16 protein-coding genes are annotated in these 13,565 nt (G+C 49.9%); 5 read left to right on the top strand and 11 right to left on the bottom strand.

What is annotated here, in order from left to right; all coding sequences use genetic code 11:
* Positions 1 to 168 precede the first annotated feature (168 nt).
* From D9T21_RS08345 to rpoE, 4 genes are all read right to left on the bottom strand, one after another.
* Complete coding sequence (locus D9T21_RS08345) at positions 169 to 618, bottom strand: SoxR reducing system RseC family protein (protein WP_164464619.1); 450 nt, start codon at positions 616 to 618, stop codon at positions 169 to 171.
* Position 619: 1 nt separating this feature from the next.
* Entirely contained in the window at positions 620 to 1,678 is a 1,059-nt protein-coding gene (locus tag D9T21_RS08340; protein WP_123324552.1) for a MucB/RseB C-terminal domain-containing protein, read from the bottom strand.
* Positions 1,679 to 1,683: 5 nt separating this feature from the next.
* Entirely contained in the window at positions 1,684 to 2,286 is a 603-nt protein-coding gene (locus D9T21_RS08335; RefSeq protein ID WP_123324551.1) for a sigma-E factor negative regulatory protein, read from the bottom strand.
* Positions 2,287 to 2,383: 97 nt separating this feature from the next.
* The gene (gene rpoE / locus D9T21_RS08330; protein ID WP_105935620.1) at positions 2,384 to 2,962 is read right to left on the bottom strand and encodes an RNA polymerase sigma factor RpoE; all 579 of its coding nucleotides are present in this window, start codon (positions 2,960 to 2,962) and stop codon (positions 2,384 to 2,386) included.
* A 226-nt stretch (positions 2,963 to 3,188) separates the two neighbouring features.
* Between rpoE and nadB the strand changes: the two genes are divergently transcribed.
* Positions 3,189 to 4,871 carry an L-aspartate oxidase gene (nadB, locus tag D9T21_RS08325; RefSeq protein ID WP_123324550.1) on the top strand — a complete coding sequence of 561 codons (1,683 nt, stop codon included), beginning with the start codon at positions 3,189 to 3,191 and terminating at the stop codon, positions 4,869 to 4,871.
* A gap of 18 nt (positions 4,872 to 4,889) precedes the next feature.
* Here nadB and D9T21_RS08320 read toward each other — a convergent pair whose 3' ends face one another.
* Genes D9T21_RS08320 through D9T21_RS08310 form a run of 3 tightly spaced genes read right to left on the bottom strand, consistent with a single transcriptional unit; the run spans position 4,890 to position 6,390 of the window.
* Positions 4,890 to 5,732, bottom strand: coding sequence for a MaoC family dehydratase (locus D9T21_RS08320; RefSeq protein ID WP_123324549.1), 843 nt, complete (start codon positions 5,730 to 5,732; stop codon positions 4,890 to 4,892).
* Positions 5,733 to 6,119, bottom strand: coding sequence for a protein YgfX (locus tag D9T21_RS08315; protein WP_164464618.1), 387 nt, complete (start codon positions 6,117 to 6,119; stop codon positions 5,733 to 5,735).
* A 19-nt stretch (positions 6,120 to 6,138) separates the two neighbouring features.
* The gene (locus tag D9T21_RS08310; protein ID WP_105935669.1) at positions 6,139 to 6,390 is read right to left on the bottom strand and encodes an FAD assembly factor SdhE; all 252 of its coding nucleotides are present in this window, start codon (positions 6,388 to 6,390) and stop codon (positions 6,139 to 6,141) included.
* Positions 6,391 to 6,663: 273 nt separating this feature from the next.
* Here D9T21_RS08310 and ygfZ point away from each other — a divergent pair, with 273 nt between their 5' ends.
* Together ygfZ and D9T21_RS08300 are read left to right on the top strand one after the other, a co-directional pair.
* A complete protein-coding gene (ygfZ, locus tag D9T21_RS08305) occupies positions 6,664 to 7,641 on the top strand; it encodes a CAF17-like 4Fe-4S cluster assembly/insertion protein YgfZ (RefSeq protein WP_164464617.1) in 978 nt (325 codons plus the stop codon).
* 55 nt (positions 7,642 to 7,696) lie between these two features.
* Entirely contained in the window at positions 7,697 to 8,176 is a 480-nt protein-coding gene (locus tag D9T21_RS08300) for an FKBP-type peptidyl-prolyl cis-trans isomerase (RefSeq protein ID WP_105935615.1), read from the top strand.
* An 82-nt stretch (positions 8,177 to 8,258) separates the two neighbouring features.
* On the opposite strand, the gene D9T21_RS08295 is transcribed toward D9T21_RS08300, so the two are convergent.
* Entirely contained in the window at positions 8,259 to 8,597 is a 339-nt protein-coding gene (locus tag D9T21_RS08295; RefSeq protein WP_105935614.1) for a P-II family nitrogen regulator, read from the bottom strand.
* Between the two features lie 6 nt (positions 8,598 to 8,603).
* A complete protein-coding gene (nadE, locus tag D9T21_RS08290; protein WP_123324546.1) occupies positions 8,604 to 9,437 on the bottom strand; it encodes an ammonia-dependent NAD(+) synthetase in 834 nt (277 codons plus the stop codon).
* Positions 9,438 to 9,631: 194 nt separating this feature from the next.
* Here nadE and D9T21_RS08285 point away from each other — a divergent pair, with 194 nt between their 5' ends.
* Positions 9,632 to 10,189, top strand: a complete 558-nt coding sequence (locus D9T21_RS08285; protein WP_123324545.1) for a GspH/FimT family pseudopilin — start codon at positions 9,632 to 9,634, stop codon at positions 10,187 to 10,189.
* Positions 10,190 to 10,195: 6 nt separating this feature from the next.
* Here D9T21_RS08285 and D9T21_RS08280 read toward each other — a convergent pair whose 3' ends face one another.
* Complete coding sequence (locus D9T21_RS08280) at positions 10,196 to 10,753, bottom strand: type IV pilin protein (protein WP_241155665.1); 558 nt, start codon at positions 10,751 to 10,753, stop codon at positions 10,196 to 10,198.
* A gap of 211 nt (positions 10,754 to 10,964) precedes the next feature.
* Between D9T21_RS08280 and D9T21_RS08275 the strand changes: the two genes are divergently transcribed.
* A complete protein-coding gene (locus D9T21_RS08275) occupies positions 10,965 to 11,486 on the top strand; it encodes a GspH/FimT family pseudopilin (protein ID WP_123324544.1) in 522 nt (173 codons plus the stop codon).
* Positions 11,487 to 11,498: 12 nt separating this feature from the next.
* On the opposite strand, the gene D9T21_RS08270 is transcribed toward D9T21_RS08275, so the two are convergent.
* Positions 11,499 to 13,559 (bottom strand): prepilin-type N-terminal cleavage/methylation domain-containing protein, encoded by a 2,061-nt coding sequence (locus D9T21_RS08270; protein ID WP_123324543.1) that lies wholly within the window; start codon positions 13,557 to 13,559, stop codon positions 11,499 to 11,501.
* Positions 13,560 to 13,565 lie beyond the last annotated feature (6 nt).

Genomic DNA, 13,565 nt, shown 5'->3' with positions numbered 1-13,565 from the left:
ATTACCTGCAAATTGTTACGTTTAAACGTCTGGCGGGTGATAAACGATTACAATGACGTGTTCAGCCAGACACCTTCAAGGGTGCGGATTTTACCTACTTATTGCGCTAAAAGCGAATATCACAGCAACAAATCGTCGCCGCTACCGGCAAACAACAAGTCGCCCAGGCTAAACCGCCTGCGCTTTGTCGTTGACCCGACTGACAATAACCGGCTCAAAGCGGGCATTTCTGGCCCGGGCCAGATACCGTGCGACCAGTTTTACGCTGCCGGCTGATAACAGGATAGCGGCGCCGAAGACGGCCAGTTCATGCCAGTTTGTTAGTTGATTTAAGCCAATCACGCCACCAATCAGAGTAACCAGGGGCACGATATAAACCAGCCATGAAGCCAGCAAGACCTTTTGTTCAGGGATGCCGATCACCACCAGATCGCCTGGCTTAACCGGCAATGGACTGCGCATAGTCAGCGTTTGCTGGCGTGGTGTAAACGCTTTGGCTACTGCGCTGGTGCCGCAATCGTCACTTACCTGACACTGACTGCAGCCAGTCTTCACCGATGCGCTAACCGTAATTAAGTCGTCTTCAACACCAATAACCGTCGCTGTCTCGGTAATCACTTTACTCTCCGGCTGCACCGATGGAATGGGCGATTTCGTAGGCGGTTTGCGGGGGAACTTTACCAATGATAGTTATTTGCACCTGGCCATTGGTTAACGACAAAAATGTATTGGTTGAATGGCGCAGCACTACGTCAGAATCAAGAGAATCCTGGGCAGGTTGCACATAAACCGACACGTCTACCATGCCATCACTGAACAGTTTGTATTCTACCACCTGACCGGTCATGGCCAGTCGCCGGGTTTCGCGTTTGATTTCTTCCATTCCCACTGGTAGAAATTTCACTTCCCACTGATGTTGACGGGGTTTTGGGGTCATGGCTACCGCACCAGGTAACGCTTGTGGGTTGATTCGGGAAAAATACGGCGACGGCTGCTCACTCACATTAACTGCTGTAACCTGAATTTGCTCCAGCAATGAGCCCTGTAAATCCACCATATCCAGCTTTAACAGCATGCCGGTTTCTTCGTCTAGCCACACCTGATAATTATAGCGCTTGTTGTCGCGACTAACGATACGTAACTGCTGGGCAGCCCGGCCGGAAACCCGGGTGCGGCCGATAGTAATAAACTGGTAAGCGTCGGTCAGCGCCGTAGGGTTGTACAATAAATCGCTGGGCAACGGTCCACTGATAGCACTGGCGTATATGCTGTAGGGCTGCACGTCTGGTTCGAACACGCTGACCACATTGCCAAGACGGATCATTTCCTGACCCGGTCCGTTTTGCAGATTGAGTTGCTCAGCTTCCAGACCATCTTCCAGCACTGCATGACGCCACAGATACGGGGTCATTTCCTGACCGGCTCTGGTCAGCACAAACGATACCTCAAAATTGGAGGTGCGGTTGATTTGGGCTAAGCGCTCCAGCCACTCTAAACCGCTCAGGTTTTGACGTGGAACTTCGGCGAGAGCCAGATTTGGTTCGGTTATCCGTTCAGGCTCGCGTTGCGAGTCTTCCTGAGCGTGTATTACTGCTGGCGTAGCAGAAATTAGGGTAGTTAGAAACAACAAACGCACTGCCCTGGCAGTGCGTTGCTTTACATCAAAGAATGCTTGCATAGTAATTAAGGCTGATTAGGTTCAGATTCCGCGGCCTGCTGAGATTGTTCTTCTGCCTGCTTGAGTTTCAGTTGCTGTTCGTGATCGGCAAGCAATGCGTTTATCTGTCGACGCTTCTGTAACAGCGCATCCGAATCGCCAGCACGATTATTTGGCAAAATGTTACTTTGTTCAAGACTAACTGGTGCCATACCAGCCTGTGGCATACCAGGTATTACCGGAGTCTGGAAAGTCGTGAATGGTTCTTCCGCAGCAGGTTGTTGATTAACCTGCTGAACACCCAGAATCACAGCAGCAGCCACTGAGGCCGCAACGGCCAGCTGCCCTGACTGACGAAGTAATGGCACTACCTTGTTTACCACTGGCAGTGATTTCCATTTAGACTTCGGCGCCAACACTGTTGGTTCCTGCTCAAGCGCGGCTGCAACCTGGGCAGTAATATCAAATTCCGGCATCACTGAGGCTTCTTTACGTAAACCGCTACGAATAACATGGTAGCTACGCCATTTTGCCAGTGATTCACTATCGTTTTTAATGCTGTCAACAAACCCGTTGTCATCGAGTTCGCCGTCCATAAAAGCCGATAATTTTTCGTGTTGCTGCGTCATAAAGTACTTTTCCTGGTTACGCCTTGATTACTTTTCATCGTTATAAGGCAACCTTGTCAAAATCTACTGTACCTGATCCCGGCCCTAAAGCTCAATATCAGGTTTCCAGTAATGGTTGAATAACCTTATCAATAGCTTCCCGTGCTCTGAATATCCTGGAACGCACCGTTCCTACAGGACAGGCCATTACATTTGCAATTTCTTCGTAACTCAGCCCCTCAATTTCACGCAAGGTGATTGCCATACGTAAGTCGTCAGGCAATTTTTCCATCGCGCGAAACAAAGTCGCCTCTAATTCGTCTGACAGGACGCTACGCTCAGGAGATGAATGCTCCTTCAGTGCATCACTGCCATCATAATAGTCCGCTTCTTCAGCATCGACATCACTGGCAGGCGGTTTACGCCCGATAGCAACCAAATAATTTTTGGCGCTGTTCACAGCTATACGATATAACCAGGTGTAAAATGCGCTGTCGCCCCTAAAGTTAGGTAACGCACGATACGCTTTAATAAACGCATCCTGCGTGACGTCTGCCACATCACCGGTGTTTTTCACATAGCGCGAAACCAAGTGCATCACTTTATGCTGATAGCGCGTTACCAGCAGATTAAACGCGTTCTTATCGCCTTGCTGAACACGTTCAACCAACTGTTGATCAGTTATTTGCTCGCTCATTCGAGCCATTTCTCCTACCGACTAATTCCCAAATAGCTCATGCAAGCAATTGAGTAGACTTCGCGTATTTTAAAAAGTTCGCAAAGAATGTGATCTTTTTTTCATTTCTCAAGCTAAACACCCAAAATATCGGTAAAATAGTTGCCTTAAAGGCGTTTATTCTTTTACGTTTGCGCCGAGTTTTATTAGACTTTCCGAAAATCACGCATTGTGACCCTTACATTACATGAATTCAAACGCTTCTTCATCTGTAACACCGGAGCAACCTGCTGACGCAAACGTTGAGCACAGTTGTGATGTTTTAATTATCGGTTCTGGCGCGGCAGGCATGAGCCTGGCCTTATCACTGGCCAATGATTGTCGCATTATCCTGCTTAGTAAGAGTGACTGTAACGAAGGTTCAACCCGTTACGCTCAGGGCGGTATTGCGGCGGTGTTTGACGAACGCGACTCCATTGAATCCCATGTACAGGATACCCTGGAAGCAGGCGCCTATCTTTGCGATGAAGACGTGGTACGATTTACCGCGCAAAATGCCAAGAGCGCCATGGAGTGGTTAATCGAACATGGCGTGCCCTTCGACCAGGAGCAGGCAGATAACGGCGAAAACCGCTATCACCTTACCCGTGAGGGTGGGCATAGCTTCCGCCGCATCCTGCATGCCGCCGATGCGACTGGCGAAGCGCTGCAAATCACCCTTAACGAAGCGGTATCCCAGCACCCCAACATTCATATTTTTGAGCGTTATAACGCCATCGATATGATCAAAAGCCAGGAAAACCCTGACCGCTGCAAGGGCGTGTATGTATGGAACCGTAAACGGGAACAAGTTGAAGTAATCCGCAGCCGGTTTATCACCCTGGCTACCGGTGGTGCCAGCAAGGTTTACCAGTACACCTCGAATCCGGATATTGCCAGCGGTGATGGAATTGCCATGGCGTGGCGGGCGGGTTGCCGAGTCGCTAACATGGAATTTAACCAGTTCCACCCTACCTGCTTATTCCACCCGCAGGCGCGCAACTTCCTGATTACCGAAGCACTGCGTGGCGAAGGAGCCCGCCTGGTTCACGCCGATGGCACGCCGTTTATGGAAAAATTCGACGAGCGCAAAGACCTCGCTCCGCGGGATATTGTTGCCCGGGCTATCGACTATGAAATGAAACGACTGGGCGCTGACTGTATGTATCTGGACATTAGTCATAAACCTGCCGACTTCATTGTGAAGCACTTCCCGAATATTTATCGTAAATGCCGCTCGCTGGGCATAGATATTACCCGCGAGGCCATTCCGGTAGTTCCGGCGGCGCATTACAGTTGTGGCGGCGTGATGACCGATTTAAATGCGCGTACCGATCTGGATAATGTCTATGCGATTGGCGAAGTCGCCTACACCGGCTTACACGGTGCCAACCGGATGGCGTCTAACTCGCTGCTGGAGTGCATCGTTTTTGCCCGCTCAGCGGCTGAGCATATTCTTTCCCGACTGGATGAAACGCCGGCTGAAGAGCCAATCCTGCCCTGGGATGAAAGTAAGGTCAGCGACTCTGACGAAGAGGTTATTATTCAGCATAACTGGCATGAGCTACGCCTGTTTATGTGGGACTACGTTGGTATCGTGCGCACTACCAAACGGCTGGAACGAGCAATTCGCCGGATTAAATTGCTGGAGCAGGAAATCAGTGATTATTACTCGAACTTCCGGGTCAGTAATAACCTGCTGGAGCTACGTAATCTGGTGACAGTAGCAGAACTGATCGTGCGTTGCGCTATGCAGCGTCAGGAAAGTCGCGGGCTGCACTACAACCAGGATTATCCTGAACGGGCAGAGCAAGCAACGCCATCTATTTTGACGCCCATGCCGTCTAATACCTCACCACAACCGGGTGATTTGACCAGTTTCGAGCACTAAAAGCAGTGAGTGGTGTTGTCAGCCAATCTGGCCGGTGAAGTAGGTTTCGGCCTGCTCCCGGTCGCCAGAGACCAGCGAAAAATGGGTAGTCTCGTCGTCTTGTTCGCTGAACAATAAGGCTTTGGCTGGCACAAACATCGGCCGCTTAAATGCTAACCGTACCGCTTTGCCATTTAACTCTGCCTGCTGTTCCAACACAGAGACAGCCTTAGCACCGCTGTACATGCCATGCACTATCGCCCGTTTAAAACCAAATAATCTGGCTGTCAGTGTACTTAAATGAATTGGATTAACATCGCCAGACACTTTCGCATAGCGGCGCACCATTGCAGCACTGAATGCTAACTCGGCAGTCTTTGGTGAGGTTTCACCCGGCCCGGCAATATCACTCTCGTAGGCAGGTAACGGGCCAGGCTTCAGTGAGGTTTGCATCAGGTATGTGCCGGTTGCACTGTATACCCGCTGACCGCGCTGGTTGCCGGTAACGGTGACTTCTACGGCCAATCCCCGGCGATGCTGATAAACAGTACCAAACCGGGCCACCAGCTCACAGGGAATATCGGTGCGGCATTCAGCATACTCTTCTACGCGATTCTGCAAATGCACCAATCCGAGCAATTTGAAGGGGCTTTTTGCGTGAGCCAGCAAGCGTAGTTGCAATGAAAGTCCGCGCACCTGCCAGTAAAACGGGTGCATCCGGGCGGAGTTTTCCCAGCCAACTAACTTACAGTATTTTTTATAGTGACGGGCGCTGGGTAAGAAGGTCTGCCATAACACCGGGGCGCGTTGCAGGCCTTCCAGTGAAGACGGCGTAATATCAGCGGCTTTTTTAAACCCAGCCTGCAAATAAAGTCCAAACATTCAGAGTTGTCCTTGCCTAAACACAATCCTGGCGAGTCGGCGGTAATCTTTATCCTGAACCTGCCAGGGAAAAAGCCAGCAGGTTTCAAACCGCTGCGACTGCTTAAAATAGCGCACCAGATACAATGCACCGGGAAGCAGCTTTGAGCGCGGGCTGATTTGCCAGTTACCAGCGTTATCCTGACAACCGCTAATAACCGTATACCCTTCGCCGGCCTCATCAACAATCCAGGTCTGTGGATGAGATTCAACATTCAGCGGCCAGACCATTGCCAGGCACAAACTGATACACCCGATTAGCACTGCCCACCAGAAAGCAGGCGTTAGCATCAGGATAATCGCAACTGCCACACTGGCCAGCATCATTCGATAAATTGACTGGCGCACGGGCGGTTGCAGAATAACGCTATACTTTGACCCGGCTAACAATCGTATCGACCATCCTGGCCAGTTCTGGATCCTGACAGGTCTGATGGCCCATAATCCAGGCGAACAGATCCGGGTCGTCACAGGTCAGCAACCGTTCAAAGGTTTCCTTATCCTGTTCAGACAGATCGTTAAACGCTTCTTCAACAAATGGCAGTAACAGTACGTCAAGTTCCAGCATGCCGCGGCGGCAAGCCCATTTCAATCGTGCATAACGTTTCGCAGTAAACATAACCGGTTGATTGTGTGAAATAGTCATGGCGGTAAATATATCATGGTTAGATCCAGGTTGATACTGGCCAGAAGGTGTCTCTTGCCCATGCAAAGGTTGCTCTTCCATTTACCCGGGGGGGCAGCCCTGGCTCGCATTCAGCTGACTATTGACGGGCCTTTAACAGGAGCTCGGCCACGTTCACAACAACAATCATCAGCCCCCTTGATCTTCTATATGTTCCCCCTCATATACTCCAGCAGGTTAATCACAACATCAGGCGTCAATATCACTATGCAATCGTACTCCCCACTCCCTCCTAAACTGGATGCTTTTCCCGATAATTTAGTCGTGGCTTTGCCGTCGATGGCCTGTGCGAGTGTCAGTGGCGATGATGCCAAAACCTTTTTGCACAGTCAGTTAACCATTGATATCAATAAGATGGCTGACGCAACCGTGCGCCGCAGCGCACACTGTGACTTTAAAGGCAAAAGCTGGAGTGTGAGTCTGGTGGCCAATGGCGCCGCAGCACTTTATCTGATTGCTGGCGCTACCGCAGTGGCCGCCTCGGTGGAGGAACTAAAAAAATACGGCGTATTTTCAAAGATTGAAATCGCTTCCGAAACGGAAACTTTTGATTTTTACCTGCTAAAGGGTAAGCAATCCACCGCGTTACTGGCAGGCAATTTCGCTGCGTTACCTGATAGCCCGATGGCCATGGTCGAGTCTGATTCAGGCTTCTGTATCACTCTGGATTATCCCGCTGATACCGTTCTGCTTGCGCTGAAGAAAGACGCTTCGCCGGCATTCTTACAGGCAGTGAGCGATGCTGATTTACCTCTCTTTGAGGAAACGGCAGCCACAGCACTGGATATTGCCAGCGGTATCCCCGCACTGACCAGCGAAGAACAGATTAACCAGTACGTTCCTCAAATGATGAACCTGCAGGCGCTGGATGCTATCGACTTTAACAAGGGCTGCTATATGGGCCAGGAAGTAGTAGCCCGCACCCGTTATCTGGGCAGAAACAAGCGGGCAGCAATGATATTTAAGTTGGCCGGGGCCTGTGATGAGATTGCCACCGCCAAACTGGAAAAACAGGCTGGCGAGCACTGGCGCTCAGGCGGCTCCATCCTGCGCGCGGCGGTACTGGGTGAGGAAACCTGGATACTGGCCGTGGTTAATAATGACACCACCCCCGAGGATAGCTTCAGACTGTCAACTAATCCGGCATTGGAGTTGATTCATTGTGACTTGCCGTATACGCTCTAAATAAGGCGCACGGCGTATATTTTTATTTTTTACAACCTCCGAAAAGGCAGAGATTATGCAGATTTCGCAAAACAGTGTAGTAACCCTGCACTACACCGTAAGCACCGAAGATGGTACCGAGCTTGATTCATCCACCGGTGGAGAGCCATTATCCGCACTGCTTGGCAGTCGTTTTTTAATCAGTGGTCTTGAAGAGGCCCTGCAGGGTAAGGCCGCCGGTGAAAAGTTTGATGTTACCGTTGCTCCGGAAAAAGCTTATGGTGAACGTCTTGATCACCTGGTGCAGGCTGTGCCGGCTTCAATGTTTGAAGGCATGGAAGTAGAGCCTGGCATGCAGTTTCGCGCTACCACCGATGCCGGTGAGCAGTCAGTTATTGTGATTGAGAAAACCGATGACGAAGTGATTATCGACGGCAACCATCCGCTGGCGGGTATCGCCCTGTCTTTTGAAGTGGAGGTTCTCGATGTTCGTGAGCCCACTGAAGATGAGCTGGCCCACGGCCATGTTCACGGCAAAGGCGGCTGCAATCACTAAGCATCGCCCATAGCCTGAAAGGGATAAAGCAAAAAGGAGTGCTATAGCACTCCTTTTTTTGTTGATAATTAACCGCGCGGGATTATATCGCTTCGTCGCCCTGTTCAGAGGTACGGATACGAATCGCCTCTTCTACAGAATAGATAAAGATTTTACCGTCACCAATTTTGCCGGTTTTAGCCGACTTCAGAATAGTTTCTACGGCCAGCTCTACCCGCTCATCATCAAGTACGATTTCGATTTTCACTTTTGGTAAAAAGTCGACCTGGTATTCAGCTCCCCGGTACAGCTCGGTATGGCCTTTCTGACGCCCAAAGCCTTTCACTTCGGTTACCGTCATGCCGGCAATACCCACATCGGCAAGCGCTTCTCTAACGTCATCGAGTTTAAACGGCTTAACGATTGCTTCAATTTTTTTCATCGTCGTTTACTCATCGTAAATAGTAGGAATGGGTACACGTTTATGTTGTGTACGTTTATAAATATACAGTAACTTTTCAGATACTTCCGCTGCAACCGGTTTATTTTCGAGAAAATCATCAATCTGGTCGTAAGTCAGCCCTAATGCCTGCTCGTCGGCTTTCTGTGGCGACAGGGTTTCCAGATCGGCGGTTGGCGCCTTATGAATAATTTTTGCCGGTGCGCCCAGATGCTCAGCGACCTGCCGAACCTGCCGTTTACTTAAGCCAAACAGCGGGGCTAAATCACAGGCTCCATCACCGTACTTGGTATAAAAGCCGGTAATATTTTCAGCAGAATGGTCGGTACCCAGCACCAGGCCATCAACCATACCAGCAATTTCATACTGAATGACCATACGGGTACGGGCTTTAACATTACCTTTGACAAAGTCCTGTTTGCTCTCATCGGCTGGTAACAAACCCGCCGCGGTTAATGCCGAACAGGTTTCCTGGTGGATAGCATCTGCTCCGGGCTGCACGTTAACAGCGATTGACTGAGTCGGTTTAATAAAATCGATCGACGCCTGGGCATCTTCTTCGTCAGCCTGAACATTATAGGGCAAACGTACCGCTACAAACTGGTACTTTTCATGATGTTCCTGATTGAGCTCATCGATAGCCAGCTGAGCCAGTCGCCCCAGAGTACAGGAGTCTATGCCGCCGCTGATGCCTAGCACCAGGGCATTCATGCCCGACTGCTTGAGCTGTTGCTTAATAAATCCAACCCGTCGGGTAACTTCGTACGCCACATCAATTGTTGGCAGTACTTTCATTTCCTCAATAACCGCTTGTTTATCCATTAGATAATCCAGAGTTCTCTATAACTTGTTTACAGTCTACGTTAAAAGACGCCATGTTGTCAGCAGGCATTACGCACTATCCGTTCAGCCAACTGAAGCGCTGCAGACAGTTAGTCGGTTAACCAATACCAAGGTGTTTAATTTCATAAACAATTCCCCCGGTTGTACGATAAACTATTCGCAGAATCAACAGTATGAAGATGTTTTCTATGCGCCACTCAGGCTATACGCTGATCGAACTCATGATAACCGTTGCCGTGCTAAGTATCATTGCCGGCGTGGTTGTGCCTGGCGCCCGTGGATTCATTAACCATTCTATACTGACCAAAGAAATCAATGAACTAAGCGCACTGACCCGCCTCGCCCGCTTTAAAGCCATGGAAGAACAAACCGAAGTTGTAGTATGCCCTTCACAGGATTATACGAACTGTATCAGCAACTGGACTTACCCAAGTATGGCTTTTTATGACGTGGACGGCGACGGTGAACGGGACACCAACGAAACCCTGCTGAGCTCCACCGAAAAGCTGCATGGCAGCGTTAAGATTGACGCTACGTCCAAAGCACTTGTGTTTGACGTCAGAGGCGGCGCTAATGTCACCACAACGTTCACGATTTGCGATGACACCAGTAAAGCCGATAAAGCGGTTGGCCTGATTATCAATGGCTACGGTAAAATTGCCATCGCTCAGGACTCGGATGACGACGGCGTTAATGAAAACCACGCCGGCGCTGCGTTATCCTGCAGTTAAACCCGCTTAACAGGACCAGCAATATTCGCTGCCGCCAATACTGCCATCACTGTTCTGATCCCAGGCTTTGCGCCCATCACTAAAGTAATATAAAGTCCCATCCCCCGCCTGCGGACTGCCACTAACCGGTACTGCCCGTAACTCATAGCTACTGCCATCAGCACTGACTGCATGAATAGTCAGGGTGTACTTTTTCTTACCGGCTGGCTCGGTAGAGGGCGAATGCGCTGCAAACACAGCTGGTGCTCCGGTATCACTGCCACCAGAGGCGGCGCCGGCATAACTGAATGTAGTAGCATAGTGGCGCTCCATTGCCGAGGCAAAGCCCATCAGATCAGCCTGAGCAGGTTGTGCTGCACTGACCAACTGTTCAGAGACATAACGGGCAACCAGTTCAGCCTGGCTGCGACTGGCAGCCAGGACGTTGTTAAAAGTGCCGGTAAACTGCAGGGATGCCACGCCCAGCAAGCCAATGGTAAGCACAAACAGACTCACCAGAATTTCGACCATGCCGACTCCGGTTTCCTTGCCCAAACTGTAATGCGTTCGCTGCGCCTTACTCATTCATGCCTCCTGCTTAATACTCCATGTTACCCAATTGAGAAGCGTATTTCTGATGTTTATGGTTAGCTGCGCGGTGTATCAGGTATAGGAGAGAATAACCTTCGACCAAACGCAGAAAAAATCTGTCAAATTACATGCTTATGGCCAGCTTATGCGGAGTGACTCACCCGCTACACTGATTTTTCAGACCGGTAATGTAAAGGATTGAACAATGAGGGTAAAGGTTCGAGGTTTTTCACTTTCGCAATTGCTGATAGTGGTTGCGATCATCGCCATTATTGCCAGTCAGGGGCTACATGGCTTTGGCAATATGATTAAAAATATTGAATTAAAAGGGGCTATTCAGTCGGTTTATTTTCAGATGCAGGGGGCGCGCAGCCTCGCGGTTACCCGCCAGCAAACAGTAGTTGTGGATATGGTTACCGGCAATCAGTGGTGTATGGGCATTACCGATCAGCCTGACTGTGACTGCCAGGTCGTAAACAGCTGCACGGTTGAAGGCGTGGAAAAGGTCATTTCCTATCAGCAGTATCGTTTTGCTTTATTGTCTGGCTCTAGCTTTACCCACAATAATCAGTCACGCTTTGCTGCGCCCCGCGGTCTTGCTCAGGGCTATGCCGGCGCTCTTACACTCACTAATACTCTTGAGTCCTACAAAGTGATTGTCAGCAACACCGGCCGGGTCAGGATCTGTGCCCTCACCCAGCCAGTACATCCGTACAAGATGTGCTGAGCGGGGCCGCTGTTAATCAAATAACTCAATGATCAGGTTGTACTCCTGGTTCGAGGTTGCATCCAAACCTGTAGTCAGGTTGATAGTGTTGGTATTAATCACACTGCCATCCGGCTGTTGCATTTTATAGCTCACACTATACCCGGGTTTAGAGATCTGAAACTGAATGGTACCGACCCAGTTTTCAGAAACATTTGCACAACTGAAGAACGGTGTTGAGTTGCCCTTCGGAACCGTAATTGGGCACACGAACCTGTCTGGCGTAATCGTCATAACAATAGAACTCAGGTCAACATATTCGGCTTTTTTACTATTATTGGTTTCACAGCTTTTAGTTACCCCTGCCTGGGTAATCAAACAACTAATGTTACCGATAAGACCAAAGAATTTCTCCGTACTGGCTTTACTATTTACTTCAACCTGCAGTGAGTTATCAGTTAGCTGAGCCGAGTACTCAGCGGGAGAAACCGGGTCAGTTCCGGTAATGCCAGCATTATTTGCATAAGCCGAAACGGCAATATTCGCAATACCATCACTTAACGCTTCAGCCCGGCCGCGACTGTATGTTCCGTAATAATTATTTGCCGGATCAATAACTGTCTGTACGGGCTCATTGGTGACGGTTGCGATCGGCGCATTATCCGACTGCCAACCAGATAACAAAGTCAGATTAACGTCATAGAACGGCACAATCGCTTTCCAGTCTGGGTCATTGGCAGCTAGTTTGGCTTTTACGGCATTCAGATGCGAGGTAGTCATTCGGTCAAGGTAAATCCCCCGGGCAATCAGCTGATAGCCCCCTGCAGGAACCTTTATATCGCGATCGATAGGTTTAGACGGCGGTAAACTGCCGTTAATTTCACTGGCAATAACGCCTTCCGTATAGGCGCGGTAGCCATCCAGCGCAGTAGTGGTATTGAGGTAAGTACTTTCAAACTCAATGATATCGATGAGTTGCCAATCGGGATAAAGTTCGTAAAACCCGTCGATACGTTTAAAGCGGCAGGCTTCGTTGTATACATCACCCACACTGCTGGCCAGAGTAAATGAACCGCCCCCCTGATAGCTATAATGTTTATGCGGCAGCCCGCCTTCAGCACGGTAATAATTTTCATTGCTGACCATACTGGATGTATCGTGATGATCCCGACAGCAGACATCACAGAGAGCCGGCTGTTTACTATCGGCTACTACGCCAACATCTTTGGTCACTTTAGAGCCGCGCTCAACCACCATTTCACCGCCATCAAGCACGGTCATAGCCGGCGTATAACCTGTGCCTGTTCCGGCCAGTTTGCAACTACAGTTAACGGATAGAAAATCCTCTTGTTCGAGCTTTTCACTGATTTGGGCATTACTCTCGTAGCGAATGGTTTCAAACTGCACCACATTATTGGCGCCTTTGTTAGAAATATCCGGAACCGGCTTACTGGTCTCAATGCTTTCATTGTTGCCAAGGTCGTAAGAAATAACATCCGGGGCAAGTCCCGGTGTATAGGCGACTTCAGGTTGAACCTTGGCATTATCGGTTTCATTGGAAGCCTGAAAACTGCGCCCGGCAGTCACTGGCGCAAAGTTGCCATCCATTGCAACGGTCAGGTTATTGCCATCAATATCAGCCCAGCCAACCGTCACTGTGACCTGTTTTTGCGCCGGCGTAACAGGCACTCCCAAACCGAGCGCGCCAAGTGTTGCCGCGTCCATCCAGGTATCTTCTACGCCATCGCCTGATGTATCAACAAAATACTGGTCGGCCACCGTCCAGCTGCGAACAAACTGGTAAGATTTACCGTCAGAGCCAATAGTGACATCCACCGGCCCCGAGGCAATAGCGCCGCCGGCATTGTTGGCAATGTCATTGTAGGCGCTTACGCCTGCAGTTGTTTCTACGACTTCGAACTGGCGGAGATCGTCAAATTTCTCCTGAGCCAGTTGCAGAGCCACCTGGCGCAAGTTGGTATCAGCATCGCTGCGCATATAAGCAGACTGCAGGGTTACAAACCCTGTCACGCCCAGCATGATAATCAGTGATGCGATCATTACTTCAATAAGAGAAAAACCACGCGTATGCATACGACC

Origin of the sequence: Marisediminitalea oceani, assembly GCF_003731635.1 — a bacterium.
GTDB lineage: Bacteria > Pseudomonadota > Gammaproteobacteria > Enterobacterales > Alteromonadaceae > Alteromonas > Alteromonas oceani.
This window is presented reverse-complemented; position numbering and strand designations above follow the sequence as displayed.